This window comes from Sediminibacterium roseum (assembly GCF_009939005.1).
Taxonomy (GTDB): Bacteria; Bacteroidota; Bacteroidia; order Chitinophagales; family Chitinophagaceae; genus Sediminibacterium; species Sediminibacterium roseum.
The window spans coordinates 65647-84163 of record NZ_JAACJS010000006.1; the positions used below are offsets into that span (position 1 = coordinate 65647).

Genomic DNA, 18517 nt, shown 5'->3' on the forward strand with positions numbered 1-18517 from the left:
TGCCCCTTGTTGCTTAACTTCCGTTTTCAACCATAACCATGAGAAAACAGATTCTTTCCGCCTTGTTTGCATTGAGTTGCACGGCGGGTTTTGCGCAGACCATCATCAACCGTGACCCGGAGATCGACAGGATGGTCAAGGAAATTTCACCCGATTCATTGAAGTCGTACATTACCAGCCTTGTTGCACTGGGCACCCGCAATTCGCTCAGTACGCAGTCTGATCCCAAACGCGGCATCGGCGCGGCGCGCAACTGGGTACTGGCCAAATTCAATTCTTTCGCAAAAGAATCGAATGGAAGGCTCACTGCTTTTATCGATACCACCACGCTTCAACCGGATAAGAGAAGAGTAGATACGGTTCTCCTGCTTGGAAATGTGGTGGCCACATTAAAAGGAACCGATCCGAACGATAACCGCGTATTCATCATCAGCGGGCATCTTGACAACATGCGCACCAACGTAATGGACCGCACGGGCGATGCACCCGGTGCAAATGATGATGCGAGCGGATGTGCCGCCGTAATCGAATGTGCACGCATCATGAGCAAACACAGCTTTCCTGCGACCATCATTTTCGTGACCGTAAGCGGTGAGGAGCAGGGATTGCTCGGCGCAAATTATATGGCAGGCAAGGCAAGAAAAGAAAACTGGCACATTGAGGGCGTGCTCAACAACGACATCATGGGCAGCAACAACAGCAGCGAAACAAACATCATCGACAACACACGCATCCGTGTTTTCAGTGAAGGGTTGTCGGTGCTCGATACGGGCCGCGTTGCCACCAACATCAGGAACCTTGGCCTGGAAAACGATGGCCGCGCAAGGCAGCTGGCCCGTTATGTAAAAGAAACCGGCGAGCGTTATGTAGAGAACCTGGAAGTGGTAATGGTTTACCGCAACGACCGCTTCTTACGGGGCGGCGATCATTCGCCCTATGTACAGAATGGATTTGCCGCAGTGCGCATCACCGAAATGAATGAAAATTACTACCACCAGCACCAGAATGTGCGCGTTGAGAACAACATACAGTACGGAGACCTGGTAGAGTTCATGGACTTTGAATACCTCCGCAAAAACACCGGCATGAACCTGGCGAGCCTTGCCAACCTTGCAAAGGGCCCGTCAAAACCGGAAGACGTAACAGTGGAGGTAAGGCGACTCACCAATTACACCTACCTCAACTGGAAGGCCCCAAAATCAGGAAAAGTAAAGGGCTACTATGTGATGATGCGCGAAACAACCAGCCCCGTTTGGCAAAAGAAATTTTTCACAACAGACCTTGAATACCGTTTGCCCTTCTCAAAAGACAACTACTTCTTTGCCGTGCAATCGGTAAGTGAAACAGGGAATGAGAGTATTGCGGTTGTACCCGGAATTGGAAGATAATATTAATTAGGAATTAGTAATTAGTAATTAGTAATTAAGGCACCTCGACAAATAATACAAAAGGCAGACACAGGAGTCTGCCTTTTGTATTATTTGTCTTACAGAAAGAAACCAATCAAAATTCCTAATTCCTAATTACTAATTCCTAATTTTCTCCGGTATTAGTCTTCCCACCACCCTCTCCCCTCTGTCGCCGCCTTCGTGGTATTCTGCGTCTTCGTTCACATCCCAGAGATCAAACAGTTCTTGTCCGGCTATGATGTTTTTGGCAGCGAGCATGGCGGTCATCATGCTGTGGTCCTGGTTGTTGTATTTGTGCATGCCATTGCGGCCAACGAGGTAAAGGCCGGGGTAGTTTTTCAATGCGTCGCGCACCGCTTCTACGTTGCCTTTGTAATCCTGGTCGTAAACGGGATAGGCTTTGGGCTGGCGCACCACGTACCCGTCTACAACAGCACTTTCCTGCGTGAGGCCAATCTTTTGAATTTCTTTTTTTGCCAGTGCGATCAGTTCCTCGTTGGAGCTCGTCCACAAACCATCGCCTTCAAAGCAGAAATATTCCAGTCCGTAGCACGCCATTGCCGGATCAGGCACCATATAAGGGCTCCACGATTTAAAGTTCTGGATGCGTCCCACTTTCACGCTGGGGTCGTGGATATAGATCCAGTTATCGGTAAAGGCATCTTCGTCTTTACAGATCAGTACAACGGTCAAGAAATCCCTGTACCCAAGATGTTGCGATGAAGTGAACGCATGTTCGGGAAATTTGGGGTGCACGTGAGCGATCATCTCGCGCATCGGCGCTGAAGAAAGTACATAATCAAACCCCTCAAAATTGCCGCAGGTAGTGTCAACTTTCCATTGGCCGTTTTCGAGGGTGATGTCTTTTACGCCGCAGTTCATTTCTATACGCACACCCATTGCTTTGCTTTTTGCTGCGCAGGTTTCCCACATCATACCCGGGCCGTATTTCGGGTAACGGAAAGAATCGATCAATGTTTTGATCACCTTGTCTTTGCTCTTTGCTTTCGGTTTGAACAAGGCGTTCCAGATGGCGCTGCTGAGCGATAATCCCTTGATGCGCTGCGCTGCCCAGTCTGCAGAAATTTCTTTACAGGGAATGCCCCATACTTTTTCGGTATAGGTCTTGAAAAAAATATTGAAGAGTCTTCTTCCAAACTGGTTCACCACCCAATCTTCAAAATTGGTCGGGTTTTTTACAGGGAATAATTTTGCTTTCGCATAACTCAAAACGCAAAGCGTGCTTTCGATGATCCCGAGTTTACGCAAGGCTTCGAATGCGGCAAGCGGGTAAGAAAAGAACTTACCATTGTAATAAATACGCGAGCTGCGCGGGCGTTCAAGCATTTCATCGCCGAGGATCTCGGTCCAGAAATCTTCCACTTCCTTCGATTTGGAAAAGAAACGGTGGCCGCCAATATCAAAATGATATCCTTTGTATGATTCTGTGCGCGAGATCCCGCCTACGTATTCAGGGTCTTTTTCAAAAACCATTACTTCCTGGCCCCCTTTTCCCAATAAATAAGCCGCCGTTAACCCGGCCGGCCCTGCGCCTATGATGGCTACTTTCTTTGGCATGGGGCAAAGGTGGGGAATAATTATGGTTTTTCAGGATTTTGGAATTGGTAATTGGGGATTTCGGTTTTCGTTTTGCCACAGTTTACAGCGATCTGCAAAGGAACCAGATTGCTGCGCCCCGCAACCCACTGTGATCACGCAAAAATCTGCGTGATCCGCGGCAAAAAATCAAAAACCCCTTACTTTGTATCATGACGCAGCCCTCTTATACCATACACTGTAAGCCCTTTGCCGACCTTACCCCATACGAGTTGTACGCCATCCTGCGCATGCGCAATGAAGTTTTTGTGGTTGAACAGAAATGCGTTTACCAGGATGCCGATGGCAAAGACCCACACTGTCACCACCTTACGGTATGGGAGAACGATACGCTGGTGGCTTATTCGCGTTTACTTCCCAAGGGACTTTCCTACGAGCAGATGTCCATTGGCCGCGTGATCAGTTCACCGGCATACCGCAACACCGGCGCGGGTAAACTTTTGATCGGTCTTTCCATAACCTATTGCCACCAGCTCTTTGGCGATGGCCCCATCCGCATTGGCGCGCAATTGTACCTGAAAAAATTTTATGAATCGTTCGGGTTCGTGCAAAGCAGCGAAGAATACCTGGAAGATGATATTCCACATATCGAGATGATCAGGGAGCAGTTTTCTGTGTGATCGCGTTTGATGTAACTGCCTACATCCCAAGCTCCAGCTTCACAAACCGCGCCGTATGGCTCTTTGTTACATTGACCATTTTTTCAGGCACGCCCTCAAATAAAATGGTTCCGCCTCCATCGCCCCCCTCGGGGCCGAGATCGATGATGTGGTCTGCCACTTTGATCACATCGAGGTTGTGCTCGATCACAAGCACCGAATTGCCACGGTCCACAAGTTTGTTCAACACATCGAGCAGGTGCTGGATATCCTGGAAATGCAAACCGGTAGTTGGTTCATCAAGAATATAAAATGTTTTGCCGGTGTCTTTTTTGCTCAGCTCCGTTGCGAGCTTCACCCGTTGCGCCTCTCCGCCGCTAAGGGTTACGGCAGACTGGCCGAGTGTAATGTAGCCAAGGCCCACATCCTGCAGCACTTTTATTTTACGGTAGAGGTAATTGATCGGTTGAAAGAATTCACACGCTTCGTCAACGGTCATGTTTAATACATCACTGATCGATTTCCCTTTGTAACGGATCTCCAGTGTTTCGCGGTTGTATCTTTTGCCATTGCATTTTTCACAGTGAACATACACATCGGGGAGAAAATTCATTTCGATCACGCGCATACCGCCGCCTTCGCAAACATCGCAACGCCCGCCTTTTACATTGAACGAAAAACGGCCCGCCGCATACCCGCGGATCTTAGCCTCGGGAATAGATGCGAACAGCGTTCTGATCTCTGTAAAAAAACCACAATAAGTGGCGGGGTTGCTGCGCGGTGTTCTCCCGATGGGCGACTGGTCGATCTCGATCACCTTATCTATGTTCTCCAATCCCTTGATGCTTTTAAAAGGCATCGGCGTAACACGGCTACCGTAACAATGTTTGGAAAGGATGGGGTACAATGTTTCATTGATCAATGTTGATTTTCCGCTTCCGCTCACACCACTCACCACGATGAGTTTGCCCAACGGGAACTTCACATCAACATTCTTCAGGTTGTTGCCCTGCGCGCCTTTCAGCTCCAGTTGTTTCCCATTGCCTTCCCTTCTCTCTGCAGGAACCGCGATGCTCTTTTTGCCATTGAGGTACTGCGCAGTGTCTGAGTTGCTTTTCAAAACCTCCTTCGGCGTGCCTGCGGCAACAATGTTTCCACCGTAAACGCCGGCTTTGGGGCCAATGTCTACCAGGTGATCGGCAGCCATCATAATGTCCTTATCGTGTTCAACCACCAGCACACTGTTGCCGATGTCGCGCAGGTTTTGCAGGGCAACGATCAACTGGTGGTTGTCGCGCTGGTGCAGGCCAATGGAAGGTTCATCGAGTATATAAGTGATGCCCTGCAGCTGCGACCCGATCTGCGTTGCCAGGCGGATGCGTTGCGACTCGCCGCCACTGAGGCTTCGCGAGGGACGGTTGAGCGAGAGATAGGTCAGTCCCACATCCAGCAAAAACCCGACGCGCTCGCGGATCTCTTTGAGAATATCTTTTGCGATGGTGTTTTGTTTGTTGCTCAGCTTTTTTTCAACACCATCAAACCAGTTGAACAGCTTATCGAGGTTCATGTTGCTCAACTCGGCTATGTTCTTTTCATCAACTTTGAACCAGAGGCTCTCGAGTTTCAGGCGGTCGCCTTTGCAGGTGGGACAATCCTTCAGTTCCATGTATTTTTCCACCCACTCGCGCAGCACATCGGTACTGTTGCTTCCGCCGAACCATCTTTTCAACATGGGAATGATGCCTTCGAATTCTCCTTCGTAAGGCTCAACCACAGCATCCGGATCATCCTCAATATCGAGCGAAGCGCCGCCATCCGCGTTTCCGTAGAGTAAAATATTCATCGCCGCAGGCGAAAGATCCTTGATCGGTTTATCGAGATTGATCTTGTTTTTCTTCGCGATCGTTTCTACGTTCCTGAAAAGGTATGCATCACGCTGTTCACCAAGCGGTGCGATACCACCTTCCTTCACGCTTAAGTTCTTATCGGGCAGCACGGCTTCCATACTGATGCTGTATACATTGCCGAGCCCCTTACAGGTTGGGCACGCACCATAAGGAGAGTTGAAAGAAAATGCATTGGGCGATGGCTCTTCGTAACTGATGCCCGTATCCTCGCACATCAGCTGTTTTGAATACTGGACCGTTTTGTTAAGGTCATTGATGAGCAGGAACATGAGTTCTTTTCCCATTTTCAATGTTTGCTGAACGCTTTGGCTCAGGCGCACCCTCATATCATCTGTAACCTGCAACCGGTCCACTACCACTTCAATATCATGGATCTTGTAACGGTCAACCTGGAGTTTTGGCGTAAGATCGAGCACCTCACCGTCAACGCGCACTTTTAAAAAGCCTTTTTTGCGGATGTCCTCAAACAACTCGCGGTAGTGCCCTTTGCGCCCGCGGATCAGGGGTGCGAGCAAGGTGATCTTTTTGTTCCTGAATTTGGCAAAGATGTTCTCCACGATCTCCTCTTCGCTGAACTTCACCATTTTTTTGCCGGTGTTGTAGCTGTACGCTTCGCCGATCCTTGCAAAAAGCAAACGGAGAAAATCATATACTTCGGTAACTGTTCCAACAGTTGACCGCGGGTTTTTATTCGTTGTTTTCTGTTCGATGGAGATAACCGGGGAGAGACCGGTGATCTTGTCAACATCTGGCCGCTCCATATCGCCCATAAATTGCCGCGCATAGGCGCTGAAGCTTTCCATGTACCGGCGCTGGCCCTCGTTGTAAATGGTATCAAATGCAAGCGAAGATTTTCCGCTGCCGCTCACACCCGTAAACACCACCAGTTTGTTCTTGGGAACAGAGATGTCAATGTTCTTCAGGTTGTGCTCACGCGCGCCAAACACCTCGATGTATTCTTCCGCCGCTACGGGTTCTGCCGGTTCTTTTTTCTTGCTTGCTTGCTTTGCCATGCCGATTGGAGATAAGTTCCAAAGTTAGTAACAATACTAACCTTTTTTGGTTTTTTTCCTAAAAAATTTAGTTTTTTATTGAAAACACATTACCATAAATTACATATTACCGCTTGAAAAACTGTCTGCATCTGTTGCGGCCGACTTTCAACTTGCAAAGGCATTCGCCGGCGGCACATACTATACCTCCTTATAATTCTATGCCACGCTCTTGCGATCTGCAAAAGCGGGTTGATTGCAGATGATGCTGTGGCGTCCGGGTTTGGCGGCCGGCGGTCGTTCTGAAAATATTTTTTCGGCCCAAACCCTTTCTGGCATTGAGTTTCACGAATATTCCTACCAATTTGGTAGATTTTTATTTTGGAAATATCAGAACTCTGCCTGTATCTTTGTTCCAGTTCTTTATCATACTTATCAAGAAAGGCAGAGGGATTAAGGCCCGATGAAGCCTTGGCAACCCATACAATTCACTCAATTGTATGAAGGTGCCAACTCCTTCCGTGTGCAAACATGGAAAGATAAGTCAGAGTAAAAGTTTGCAAATTGTTCCGCTCCGCGGAAATAAAATACCAAGCTCATCTGACTTACAGATGAGCTTTTTTTTTGCCCCACGGGGCAGGCTCCCTGTAAGTTTTTGTACTCGGCCTCCCTTGTTAAGTATGCCTGGAATTTTTACAACATTCTGAACCTTCTTTTTGCCGGCGGGCAGGGAGATAAAAACTTAACAACCATGAGTACAGCAACACAGTTGATTCACAGCATCCCGGTAGATCCATTGACAGGCGCGGTTTCTGTGCCTATTTACCAGACTTCCACTTTTGTGCAGGAAGCGCCTGGTGTGAACAAAGGTTACGACTATGCGCGCAGCGGCAACCCTACGCGGGCAACATTGGAGCAGCTGATCGCACAGCTTGAAAAAGGCGCGGTTGGCGCCGCATTCAGCAGCGGTCTTGCCGCAATTGATGCGGTGGTAAAACTGTTGCAGAGCGGTGATGAAATTTTAGCGGTGGATGATATTTACGGCGGCGCCTTCAGGCTCTTCACCAATATCTACGAAAAATTCGGCATCAGCGTGAACTATGTAGATACTTCCGCTGTTGAGAATGTATTCAATGCCATCACGCCAAAAACAAAGCTGATCTGGCTCGAAACACCAACCAATCCAACCCTGAAGATCTCAGACATCGAAGCCATCGCCAGGGTAGCAAAGGCGCACAACTGCCTGCTTTGTGTAGACAATACCTTCGCATCGCCCGTATTGCAGCAGCCGATTGCACTGGGCGCGGATCTCGTGATCCACAGCGCCACCAAATACCTCGGCGGGCACAGCGACCTGATTGCCGGTGTGGTTGTAACGAAAGAAAAAGAGCTTGGTGAAAAAATAAAATACATCCAGAATGCATGCGGGGCCATTCTCGCGCCGTTCGACAGCTGGCTGGTAATCCGTGGGATTGAAACACTTCACCTTCGTGTAAAACAACATTGCGCAAGCGCACTCACCATTGCAGCATTTTTAGAAAACCATCCTGCTGTTGACAAAGTGTTTTACCCCGGGTTGAAATCACATCCCAACCACATCACCGCAAAAAAACAAGCAAAAGGTTTCGGCGGCATCGTTTCTTTCACGTTGAAAAACGATACGGAAGAAGCAGCCATTGAATTTGTAACACAGACAAAACTGTTCAAGCTCGCAGAAAGCCTGGGCGGCATCAAAAGCCTGGTATCGCACCCGGCGAACATGACACACAAATCCATCCCCGCGGAAAAAAGAAAAGCGGCAGGGGTGGCGGATAGCCTGATCCGGTTGTCTGTAGGACTGGAAGATGCAGAGGACCTTGTTGTTGACCTTGAACAGGCCCTGGAAAAAACAAGCGCAGGTAAAAAAGAAAACATCCTGACGCGGTCGTAGGAACAGGTTCGAACATCGATCATCAAGATAAAAAGCAACCAGCAATTCATAACAATAAAACATTCCAACCAGAGCTCAATATGGACGCACACAAGCAGTTAACAATCGGATTATTTGGATTTGGCGTAGTAGGCGAGGGTTTGTACAAGGTACTCCAGCAAACACCTTCGTTGAAAGCAAGCATTAAAAAAGTTTGTATCAAAAACCCGGGCAAGAAAAGGGAAGCGCCGGCTTCTTTGTTTACCACCAACAAGGAGGAACTGCTGTTCGACAACGACATCAACGTGATCGTTGAAGTGATCGATGATGCCAATGCCGCCTTTGAGATCGTGTCCATCGCTTTGCGCAACGGGAAAGCGGTGGTGAGCGCGAGTAAAAAAATGATCGCGGAGCATTTGCCAGAGATCCTGCAGCTGCAGCAGGAAACAGGGCTTCCTTTTCTCTGTGAGTCGGCCGCCTGCGCGTCTATCCCTGTGATCAGGAACCTGGAAGAGTATTACGACAACGACCTGCTGCATTCTATCAAAGCGATCGTGAACGGGTCAACCAATTTTATTCTCACCAAGATGTTTGAAGACAAACTGAGTTTCCAGGATGCATTGATCCTTGCCCAACAACTCGGTTTCGCCGAAAGCAATCCCAAACTGGATGTTGAAGGATATGATGCCCTGAACAAATGGACCATCCTGCTCAACCATGCTTATGGTATTGTGGAGCACCCGGATAATATTTTGTTCACCGGTATCCAAAACATCCAGTTGAGCGATGCCGTGGTTGCGAAAGAAAAAAACTTCGACATCAAACTCATCGCGCAGGCGAAAAAATTAAAGAACGGAAAAGTGGCCGCATTTGTATTACCGCAATTCGTTAAAACGGACGAACCCCTGTCGTTTGTAAAAAATGAATACAATGGCGTTGTGATTGAAAGCGGTTTTGCCGACAAACAATTCTTCTACGGAAAAGGGGCCGGCAGTTTCCCTACCGCTTCTGCGGTATTGAGTGATATTGCCGCGCTGCGCTACAATTACAAATACGAATACAAAAAGCTTTACCACCACACGCCGCACGAGCTCACCAATGATTTCTTCTTGAAAGTATATGTAAGCTTCGACGACTGGAAATACATCCCGAGGGAAAATTTTGAATGGATCGAAGAATGGCACGCAGATGCCGACAGGAAATACCTTGTTGGTGTTTTACACGTAAACCACCTCACCAACGGAACCTGGTGGAAGGAGAACGGTGTTTCGCTGATACTTACCACGGAGCCAGTGATCGACAATCTTGATATCATCAACCTGAAAAAAAGAAGCCTCGAACTGGCGGGGATCGTTTGATCTTTGGTGATGGATCAATTTACCGGTGCCTGTTAACTTTTTTCATACACTTTTGTTTTGTGAGTACCCTCCGTGAAAGCGGAGGGTTTTTTATGCCGGATATGGATCGATGGGTTACATTTGTCTATCGTTCAAATTGGTCAACCCGCCCGGCGTTGCGCAATTGCACGATTCATCCCAACGCCTATGCGCAGAAACAACGCACTGCTTCCTGGTATCATACTCACAACGGTGTTGGGTGTGCTTCTTGTTGTAATGTCGTTGATCGTAGGGCGCAATGAACTTTTTCTTGTTCTCAACACCAACCTTGGCCCCGCGGCTGATCTTTTTTTCAGGTACTGGACCAATGTTGGCGACGGCGCGATGTGGGTGCCGGTAGCCATCCTGTTCTTTATGTATCGCAGGAAAAATATCTTGTTGCTGATTGCCGCTGTGCTTTTTTCAACCATCATTACGCAGGTAACCAAGATCTATCTTGTTCCGGCAGAGCCACGGCCCACGGTTGCGATCACGGGTTTTGAGATCCATACCGTGCCCGGTGTTGAGCTGCATACAGCGTATAGTTTTCCTTCAGGACATACCGCTACCGCCTTCACTATTTTTTTGCTGGCCTGTATGCTTGTTAAAAAAAGATGGGTATTGCCGGCGGGCTTTGTTGCAGCGTTGCTGGTGGCTTACTCACGCGTGTACCTGGCACAACATTTCCCGCTCGACCTCGGCGGGGGGATGATCGCGGCGGCGCTCACGATTTTACTTTCGTTGCTGGTGCAGAACAGTTGGCAGAGACCAAGAAAACCTGAACCGGGAAACATTTAAAAGAAAGGCCGATGAAAGATCACCGGCCTTATTACGATTTCAAAGTATTTTCTCATTTGATGTGCAGTGCGCAACTACCATCTCCACTCTCCTGCTATCTGCAAAGGTTCTTTCAGGTTGTTCCTGAGAAGGAAATCCCTGGTTTCTTCATCGCTGAAATGTTTCGCCTTCAGATCGTGTGAATCGGCAATGCCGTAGAGCAGCATGGCGCTGAAGCGGACTGTGTTCTTCATTCCTTTCTCATCAACAAGGTTGAAGCCGTCGCAGTCGGCATGGTAGCAAGGGCCTGCATTGTTGGGCAGCTTTCCGCCCGCGCCACCGCCTGTTGGTACGCCATGAAGCATAAATGGCTGGTGGTCGCTGTGCAGTCCTGCGCCACTGCGAAAGCTGTTCTGAAACCCGTTGTCGATTGATTTTGCGATGGCGCCGATGGATTGAAACAATTCTTCACTTTCTTTTGCCGTGGTTGAATAACCGGTCGGATCGTTCGTCATATCATAGTTGAGCATGTAACGGATCTGGTCAATGCTTTTGTCTTTCACTGCTTTTTCTACATACGCCTTCGATCCGAGCAGGCCTTCTTCTTCTCCCATAAACATCACAAACTCCACTGTTCTTTCCGGTTTCAGGTTGAGCGCCTTGAAGGTGCGTGCCATATCGAGCACGGAGAAGGAGCCGATGCCATTGTCGATCGCGCCGGTGGCAAGATCCCAGCTATCGAGGTGGCCGCCTACAATTACTTTTTCTTTTGGCAGTGTTGTTCCTTTGATCGTTGCGATCACATTGCGCGCCTTGATCATGCCGGAAAAATTCGTCATGCTAATGTGACTGTACAATTTGCCCGAAGCCAGTTGCCCGCGCAATTTCAATCCTTCTTCTTTCGAGATACAAACGGCCGGGATGGGAATGAGTTTGCCTGTTACGGAAGCGGTTCCTGTTAAAAGGATGCCGCCGTCTGCCGTATTCACGATAATGATCCCTTTTGCACCGTATTTTGTTGCGATGGCTGTTTTTTCAGAGCGGTGAAGTGTTTTGGTTCCTTCCTTTGAACCCGGCAATACGCCGAGGTATACCAGTGCGATCTTGCCTTTTACTTTTTCTTTCTGCGCATCGCTTGCATAATCTTCTTCGAGCCCGTTGCCCATGTCAACCACTTCCAGTGTAACATCTGAAGACACGGGTGAGTGCGCGAGTGTAACGGCTTTCAGCGGTTGCTGGTCTTTTTCATTTGGGCCGATGGTAACAGACAAATTACCCCTGCTCCAGCTTTCCACTTCAAAGGGTTGAAAACGGACGTCCTTGAACCCATAGGATTTCAAAAGATCATAAGCAAACTGCTCTGCTTTTTTACCATTTTCAGAACCCGTGAGGCGGTGCCCGATGGTTTCGGTGGCGCGTTTGAGGCTGCTGTACGCTTTTGAATTGTTCTGTACTTCCTGGTTGATACCTGCAAAAATATTGTTCCATTCGGGTTTCGCCTGGGCAGAAACGAATGCGGTTGAGAGCAAACCGAAACAGGTAAGCAGTGTGTAGATTTTTTTCATGTAGGTGGTGATTGAATAAGTTCAGCGAACAAAAAACAAGGGCATCAAGATAGTATTTTATTTCCTGTTTTAACCCGGAAATACTTTCACCGTGTTGGCAGAGAGGAGCCGGTGCACATCGTCGGTGTTGCCCTTGAACGGCCCGAAGGATTGGATGTTGAGTGTTGCCATGGCCGCCGCAAATTCGCCCGCATCCTGGATCGCGTTTCCTTTGCTACGCTTGTAAAGATAACCCGCCATGTAGGTATCGCCGCAACCCGTGGCATCTACTACGGCCGTGGGTTTGAAGGCGGGTATGTCGTAAAAAACATCGTCTGCATATATTACGGAACCCTTGCTGCCGAGTGTGATCACCACTTCCTTCACACCCCAGCGGGCCAGTGTTTTCGCGCCCTCGCGCACATCGCTCTCGCCGGTGAGTTTTTCCATTTCGGTCTCATTGGCTTTGAGGATATGGATAAAAGGCAATGCCTCCTTTTTCTGTGCCCAGTCTACCGGGTGAACATCTTCTCCCCTCACCTCGCGCAAATAACCCTGTACATCGAGCGATACCTTTCCCTTGGCCGCAAGTTCTTTGATCAATGCCACCGGAATATCATCTGCCAGCAAAGGGCCAAGATGGTACACGGCTGCGTGGATATGCTTCATTCCGCCCAGGCCAAATGCATCTGCTTTCTGCGATACTTTCTGTATGCGGTGATCGCGGTTCTCAGGATAAATGTTTTCAAAATAAACGGTATGCACACTCGGTAAAACAGTGATGCCTATGTTTTTTTCCCGTAGCTCCTCCACGGTATCCATTTCTTTTTCTGCCAGCGAGGTTACCAGGTGGTAACCAATATCCATATTGCTGATCGCATTGGAAAAATAAAACGAAGTGCCCCCTGCCATATAAACCACCTGTTCGGGTGTCACCACTTTATCCAACGTAATATGTCCAATGCAACAGATATCGTACATGCCTGAGTTTGTGAGAGAGTGGCAAAAGTAGGGAAAAGCTGTTAGCTGTTGGCGGTTAGCCGTTGGGTTTTATTGCAAACAGCCATTGCCAACGGTTTTAATACGGAATGCTGATCCTGATCCGGGTACCCATGCCGGGCGAGCTGTCGATCAGCACTTCTCCATTGAAAAGGTCGATGCGGTTGATCATATTGGCAATGCCTACGCCGCGGCGTTTCTGGGTTACGTCAAACCCCTGGCCGTTGTCGCCGATCATTACCTTTACGCCTGCCTGGTCGCCTTCCACAATTACGGTTACATGCGTTGCGTTGGCATGTTTCATGATATTGGTGATCTGCTCCTGTATGATGCGGTAAATATTAAGGTTCAAATCATCCCCATTGTCGCGGTCGGGGTGATAGATGAATTCTGTTGTGATGGATGTGTCGCGCTCAAGATCGTTCAATAAACTCCGCACCAGGTCGTAGAGGTTGATGTCTTTGAGCGGCGTTACGTGTTTGTGGCTCAGCTGCCTGATCTCGTCCATACATTTATCAAGCAGTTCCATGGGGTATTTGATGAGCGATTGCAGGCGCTCATCTTTACCCGCTTTGCTCAAAAACATTTTTGTTCCCGCCAGTATCTGGTTTATGTTGTCGTGCAACTCCTGCCCGATGCGGTTGCGCTCGCCTTCCTGCCCTTTGATCAATGCGCGGGTCACTTCCTTCTGTGCCTGTACCCGTTGGTTGAAAACCTCCCGCTCCATCGCCTGGCGCATGTTCTCTGCGTTTTTCTGTTCGGTAATGTCGCGCGCAGTGATGCAGACACCGTCCACCTTTTTGTCTTTCCACACGGGGTTCATCGAAAAATGAAACCAGATGGATGTATTGTTGTCTTTCACATAGAGCCGGTCGTACTCTATTTTCTCTCCCGTCAGCACTTTCTCAAGTATATCACGCACGGGTTGTTTCCTGTCGGCGCCAAGAAAATCAAAGACCAGCATTCCCTCCGTCAATACAATGCCGCTGTTCATGTAAACATACCATGCGGCATTGTTGTTGAATGTTTTTACAATAAACGACCGGTCGGCAAGTATAAACCCTTCGGATGTGTTCTGGAAGATCGCATTGAGGTTTTCTTCTGATAGCCTGAGGTCATTGATCGCTTCTATCTTTTCTTTTTCAAATCTTCTTTGCCGCAAAGCGTTGTCGATGGCCGAGGGGAGCCTGATCAAACTGTCTTTGAGGATGTAATCATCCGCACCCTGCTTGATGATGTTTGCCGCAAATTCTTCCGACACGGTTCCCGTTACCAATATAAAGGGCAGGTACAGCGTTTTCTCGCGGAGTATATGCAGGGCTTCCGCAGCGTTGAATTGCGGCAATGAATTGTCTGAGAGCACGAGATCCGGTTTGAATTCATCCAATAACAAAATGTACTCCATGCGGCTCATCGCGATCTTTGCATCGAACACCAGCCCCTCTTTTTTCAGGACCCGGTTTACCATCTCGGCGTCTTCGTAACTGTCTTCGAGTATCAATATTTTCAACGGCGAATTCATTTTCGTGGGATTGGTGGTTCATTGATCAGCAACCAGTAAAAGCCAAGGTTTTTTATCGACTCTGCGAAACCCTCAAAATTTACCGGCTTTACGATATAACTGTTTGCGCCGAGCGAATAGCATCTTTTGATATCGGGATCCTGGCGTGATGAAGTGAGCATCACAACAGGGATCGACCGGGTGCGTTCGTCTGCGCGGATGCGCTGCAATACTTCGATGCCATTTACCTTGGGCATCTGGATATCGAGCAGTATTACCTTGGGTGCACGTTCTGCGGAGCGCACGGCTTCGAACGGCCCCGTACCGAAAATAAAATGCAGCGCCTCTTCTCCATCCTTCACATGAAAAAGATGGTTCGCCAGGTTGTGTTTCTTCAGTTCGCGGATAGCGAGCTCCGCATCGTTTGCGTTGTCTTCTGCAAGAAGAAGGTCTACTTCGTTATAGTTCATAGGTACTGGTTGATGTTTGTCGATTATGAGTTGTTCTGTGGAAGGCTGAAATAGAACGCCGCACCTTTGCCAACTTCTGCTTCTGCCCAAACTTTTCCGCCGTGTTTGGAGATCACTTTGTGAACCACTGCAAGGCCCACCCCTGTTCCTTCAAACTCGTCTGCGGAATGCAGGCGTTGAAACACCTTGAATAGTTTGTCCTTATAAGCCGAATCAAAACCCACACCATTGTCTTTTACAAAATATACGGTTTGCCCCCGCTCTTCAAAAGATCCGATCTCGATCTTCGGGTGCTCGCTGCGGCTGGAATATTTAACCGCATTCGACACCAGGTTGATCCACACCTGCCTGATGCTGTTGATATCTCCCCAGGCAGAGGGCAGGTTGCCGATGATCCATTCGGTTTGATGGGCCGCATGCTCGCTGGTTGTTTTTACAACTTCCTCAACCAGTTTATTGGTATCGATGTAGGAATGATGAACATCCTGCAAACGCATCCTTGAAAAGTCAAGCAGGCCATCGATCAGGTTGCCCATTTTCTTTGTATTGTTTTTGATGATGGATGTAAGACGCCTGGCCTCGTCATCCAGCCGGGAGGCGTATTCTTCTTCAAGAATGGATGTAAACCCGCTGATGATGCGCAGCGGTGCACGCAGGTCGTGGGATACCGAATAAGTAAAAGCCTCCATATCGTTGTGTGCGGCCTGGAGTTGATCGGTGCGTTTTGCGATCTTTTCTTCCAGCTCCTCATTGAGCTTGACCACTTCTTCCTGCACGCGTTTCTCTTCGGTTACATCCCGCAGGTTTACGATGATGCCGTTCACCGCGGGATCGTGAAACATGTTGGTAAAAAACCCCTGGAGCCAGAGCCAGTGCCCGAGCTTGTGACGCGAACGCATGCGTATGGGGAAAGGCTTGCCGGGATGGGCGAGGATATGGGTCATCATTTCTTCCATGCGCTGCATGTCTTCCGGGTGAGTGAGATCTGCAGCTTTCAGGTGTGTGCGCTCGGCGGCCGTGTAGCCCGTGATGCGCTCCGCCGCGGGGCTCCTGTAAATTGTGGTGAAATTCTGATCGATGAGCGCGATGATGTTTTCGTTGTTCTCCACCAATGCGCGGAACCTTTTTTCACTGTGTTCAAGGGAAGCGGACCTGTCGCGGTTTTCTTTAGCGATCCTGTTTTTTTCACGCACCGAAAAAAACACCAGGGCCGCCAGCATAAGCAGCACAACGGAGAAAAAGATGGCCTTTTGGGTTCCCAGCGCTTTTTCTTTTTCAACAAGGTGTTGTTGGTAGTTGCGGTTTTCCTGCTCATGAAAGGTGGCAAGCAACCGCCTGATATGCCCCATGTATGTTTTTCCCTTACCCGTGATGAGCATCGTGGCTGCGGGCTGTGCGCCGAGGTATTTTGCTGCGGCAACGAGGCTGTCTACATATTTTTCCCGCTCTTTGAAATATATGGCGAGCGAATCGATCAATGATTGTTGAAACGGGCTCGGGGAAGTGAGGCGACTGAGTGTCTTCAGTTCAACGGGGATGGTTCGTTTTGAATGCTGGAAGGTTTGGAGAAACTGTGGCTGGCCCGTAAGCACATAGGCGCGCGATCCTGTTTCATGGTCTGTTACCAGGGAAGCGAGTTTCTCTTTGTGAAATAAGATCTCGAGTGTGTTGGAAACCTGCGCTGCTGTTTGATTGGCGTGTTTGGTTTGCCAGTTGGCCACGAAAACGACCACTACAAAAAACAATACGGCCCAGGCGATATCGGAGGCAAGGATATTATATCGGAAGTACTTCTTCTGCATTTTAATTGTTTGATATGCATGCGCGAACGCGGGCACATAAATGCTTGAAGGCACGCCTGACATTTATGGCACAAATCAAACAGCTACCGATCTGTGTCTGCAAGGGCATACTGGTGTAGACCAATACTTTTTTGCCGGCCGTAAAAAAATACCCTGTAAACAAGTATTTCCTTTACAGGATCTGTAAACGATCACAGGAAACCCGGGGGAATTTCCTACCCTTAAAAAGTAATTTGCGAGCTATCTAAGTTAAAATAAAAGAGCAAGAAAAACGCGGTTTAAACATCGTATAAATTAAAAATGCGTAGAAATACGCATTTGATAAATTGAAACAATTGTGTGTGGGCGGTTAACATATATAAACGTTTCCACTTTAAACGTTTATAAACGGTTGCAAAACGCTTTGTAAACGGGTGATTTACAATACCAGTTGCTCGTACAACCGCTGCAACGTTTCTGAGGGGTCTTTACACAGGCCCGGATGTACCCGCGAGGTTTGTACCACCGTGCTCCGGGTAGCTGTGAGCCAGCGGAAACGGGAGGGGGCATCGAGCCTGGCTATGGGACCGGCATTGCTGTTTCCGTTACAGATCGCTTCAAAAGCGGCGAGGTATTGTTTGAGTTGCGCGATCTCCGTTGCACCGCACAATGCCTTTAGTTTGTTTTCTTCTACAAAATATTTTACCCGCAGAAAGGCTGCGTCCTTGCAATAGAGCACCACTCCCACATTCAGAAACTCCTCGCGTTCCACGCGTGGCACGATGCGTATCACCGCATATTCAAATAATTGCGTTCCTGGCATCTTGCGCTTCTTTTACAAATGTTGCGGAAAGTGATATCCGGGTTAACAGGTATTGCGTATATACTTCGCGGTGTTGCTGCGGGGTTCCTTCCTGGAGATCGTTCAGCCAACTGTCGGGAACAAGCGCCACGATCCTGCTGATCAATTCTTCCGTGAGCATAGATGCATATTCCCTGTTCACCAGCTCCAGTTCAGTTGCAAACGGCAGCAACACGTGATCCTTTACCTGCACAAAAGGTTTTGCCGCATGTTCTTTCCAGTTTTGCCACGAATGGTGAAAATACAAGGCTGCACCATGATCTATCAACCACAACTCTTTGTTCCAGATCAGCATGTTGGTATTGCGCGCGGTCCTGTCTACATTGGTGATCAGGCAATCGAGCCACACGATCTGCGAAGCAAGCTTCGCGGCGAGGCTGGTTACAACGGGATCGAACGTCATCGCCCCCGATAAATAATGAAGCGCCAGGTTGGTTCCCACACTTGCTTTCAGCAGGTCCTGTATTTCTTCATCCGGTTCTGTTCTTCCAAAGGCGGTATCCAGTTCGGCAAAAACAATTTCAGGCACTTTTAGCCCCAACGCCCTTGCAATCTCTCCACCGATCAGTTCGGCGATCAGGGCCTTCACACCCTGTCCTGCGCCGCGGAACTTAAGCACGTACAAAAAATCATCATCCGCTTCCGCGATCGCGGGCAACGAGCCGCCCTCGCGGAGCGGTGTTACATATCGGGTCACATTTACGGTTCTTATCTCCGGCTCTTTGTATGGCATAGTAACGGTGGCTTATTGTTCAGAATGTTGCGGCGCCTTGT

At 48.7% G+C, this 18517-nt stretch carries 14 protein-coding genes and 1 riboswitch; of the genes, 5 read left to right on the forward strand and 9 right to left on the reverse strand.

Annotated features, from left to right (window positions below):
- Nucleotides 1-38: 38 nt before the first annotated feature.
- Nucleotides 39-1388, forward strand: coding sequence for a M28 family metallopeptidase (locus GWC95_RS05110; RefSeq protein ID WP_161817622.1), 1350 nt, complete (start codon nucleotides 39-41; stop codon nucleotides 1386-1388).
- Nucleotides 1389-1526: 138 nt separating this feature from the next.
- Here the strand turns inward: GWC95_RS05110 and GWC95_RS05115 are convergent, their stop codons facing one another.
- The gene (locus GWC95_RS05115) at nucleotides 1527-2987 is read right to left on the reverse strand and encodes an NAD(P)/FAD-dependent oxidoreductase (protein WP_161817623.1); all 1461 of its coding nucleotides are present in this window, start codon (nucleotides 2985-2987) and stop codon (nucleotides 1527-1529) included.
- A 191-nt stretch (nucleotides 2988-3178) separates the two neighbouring features.
- Between GWC95_RS05115 and GWC95_RS05120 the strand changes: the two genes are divergently transcribed.
- Nucleotides 3179-3646 (forward strand): GNAT family N-acetyltransferase, encoded by a 468-nt coding sequence (locus tag GWC95_RS05120; RefSeq protein WP_161817624.1) that lies wholly within the window; start codon nucleotides 3179-3181, stop codon nucleotides 3644-3646.
- A 19-nt stretch (nucleotides 3647-3665) separates the two neighbouring features.
- On the opposite strand, the gene uvrA is transcribed toward GWC95_RS05120, so the two are convergent.
- Entirely contained in the window at nucleotides 3666-6545 is a 2880-nt protein-coding gene (gene uvrA / locus GWC95_RS05125) for an excinuclease ABC subunit UvrA (protein ID WP_161817625.1), read from the reverse strand.
- Between the two features lie 408 nt (nucleotides 6546-6953).
- A riboswitch (SAM riboswitch) is annotated at nucleotides 6954-7070 on the forward strand.
- 205 nt (nucleotides 7071-7275) lie between these two features.
- Here uvrA and GWC95_RS05130 point away from each other — a divergent pair.
- The 3 genes from GWC95_RS05130 to GWC95_RS05140 all read left to right on the forward strand — a co-directional run bounded on the left by GWC95_RS05130 (nucleotide 7276) and on the right by GWC95_RS05140 (nucleotide 10607).
- The gene (locus tag GWC95_RS05130) at nucleotides 7276-8454 is read left to right on the forward strand and encodes a trans-sulfuration enzyme family protein (RefSeq protein WP_161817626.1); all 1179 of its coding nucleotides are present in this window, start codon (nucleotides 7276-7278) and stop codon (nucleotides 8452-8454) included.
- Nucleotides 8455-8534: 80 nt separating this feature from the next.
- Nucleotides 8535-9791 (forward strand): homoserine dehydrogenase, encoded by a 1257-nt coding sequence (locus tag GWC95_RS05135; RefSeq protein ID WP_161817627.1) that lies wholly within the window; start codon nucleotides 8535-8537, stop codon nucleotides 9789-9791.
- A 186-nt stretch (nucleotides 9792-9977) separates the two neighbouring features.
- Entirely contained in the window at nucleotides 9978-10607 is a 630-nt protein-coding gene (locus GWC95_RS05140) for a phosphatase PAP2 family protein (protein ID WP_161817628.1), read from the forward strand.
- 74 nt (nucleotides 10608-10681) lie between these two features.
- Here GWC95_RS05140 and GWC95_RS05145 read toward each other — a convergent pair whose 3' ends face one another.
- The 7 genes from GWC95_RS05145 to GWC95_RS05175 form a co-directional block, all read right to left on the reverse strand.
- The gene (locus GWC95_RS05145; protein ID WP_161817629.1) at nucleotides 10682-12151 is read right to left on the reverse strand and encodes a M20/M25/M40 family metallo-hydrolase; all 1470 of its coding nucleotides are present in this window, start codon (nucleotides 12149-12151) and stop codon (nucleotides 10682-10684) included.
- A gap of 69 nt (nucleotides 12152-12220) precedes the next feature.
- Nucleotides 12221-13111, reverse strand: a complete 891-nt coding sequence (locus GWC95_RS05150; RefSeq protein ID WP_161817630.1) for a PfkB family carbohydrate kinase — start codon at nucleotides 13109-13111, stop codon at nucleotides 12221-12223.
- Between the two features lie 97 nt (nucleotides 13112-13208).
- Nucleotides 13209-14651: a hybrid sensor histidine kinase/response regulator gene (locus tag GWC95_RS05155; protein ID WP_161817631.1), complete on the reverse strand. Its 1443-nt coding sequence runs from the start codon at nucleotides 14649-14651 to the stop codon at nucleotides 13209-13211.
- The gene (locus tag GWC95_RS05160) at nucleotides 14648-15100 is read right to left on the reverse strand and encodes a response regulator (protein ID WP_161817632.1); all 453 of its coding nucleotides are present in this window, start codon (nucleotides 15098-15100) and stop codon (nucleotides 14648-14650) included. The genes GWC95_RS05155 and GWC95_RS05160 overlap by 4 nt, the downstream gene beginning before the upstream one ends.
- Before the next feature lie 23 nt (nucleotides 15101-15123).
- The gene (locus tag GWC95_RS05165) at nucleotides 15124-16902 is read right to left on the reverse strand and encodes a sensor histidine kinase (RefSeq protein WP_161817633.1); all 1779 of its coding nucleotides are present in this window, start codon (nucleotides 16900-16902) and stop codon (nucleotides 15124-15126) included.
- Between the two features lie 418 nt (nucleotides 16903-17320).
- Nucleotides 17321-17704 carry a DUF3037 domain-containing protein gene (locus tag GWC95_RS05170; RefSeq protein ID WP_161817634.1) on the reverse strand — a complete coding sequence of 128 codons (384 nt, stop codon included), beginning with the start codon at nucleotides 17702-17704 and terminating at the stop codon, nucleotides 17321-17323.
- Nucleotides 17682-18476, reverse strand: coding sequence for a HipA family kinase (locus GWC95_RS05175; RefSeq protein ID WP_161817635.1), 795 nt, complete (start codon nucleotides 18474-18476; stop codon nucleotides 17682-17684). Before GWC95_RS05175 ends, GWC95_RS05170 begins: the two co-directional genes overlap by 23 nt.
- Between the last annotated feature and the right edge of the window lie 41 nt (nucleotides 18477-18517).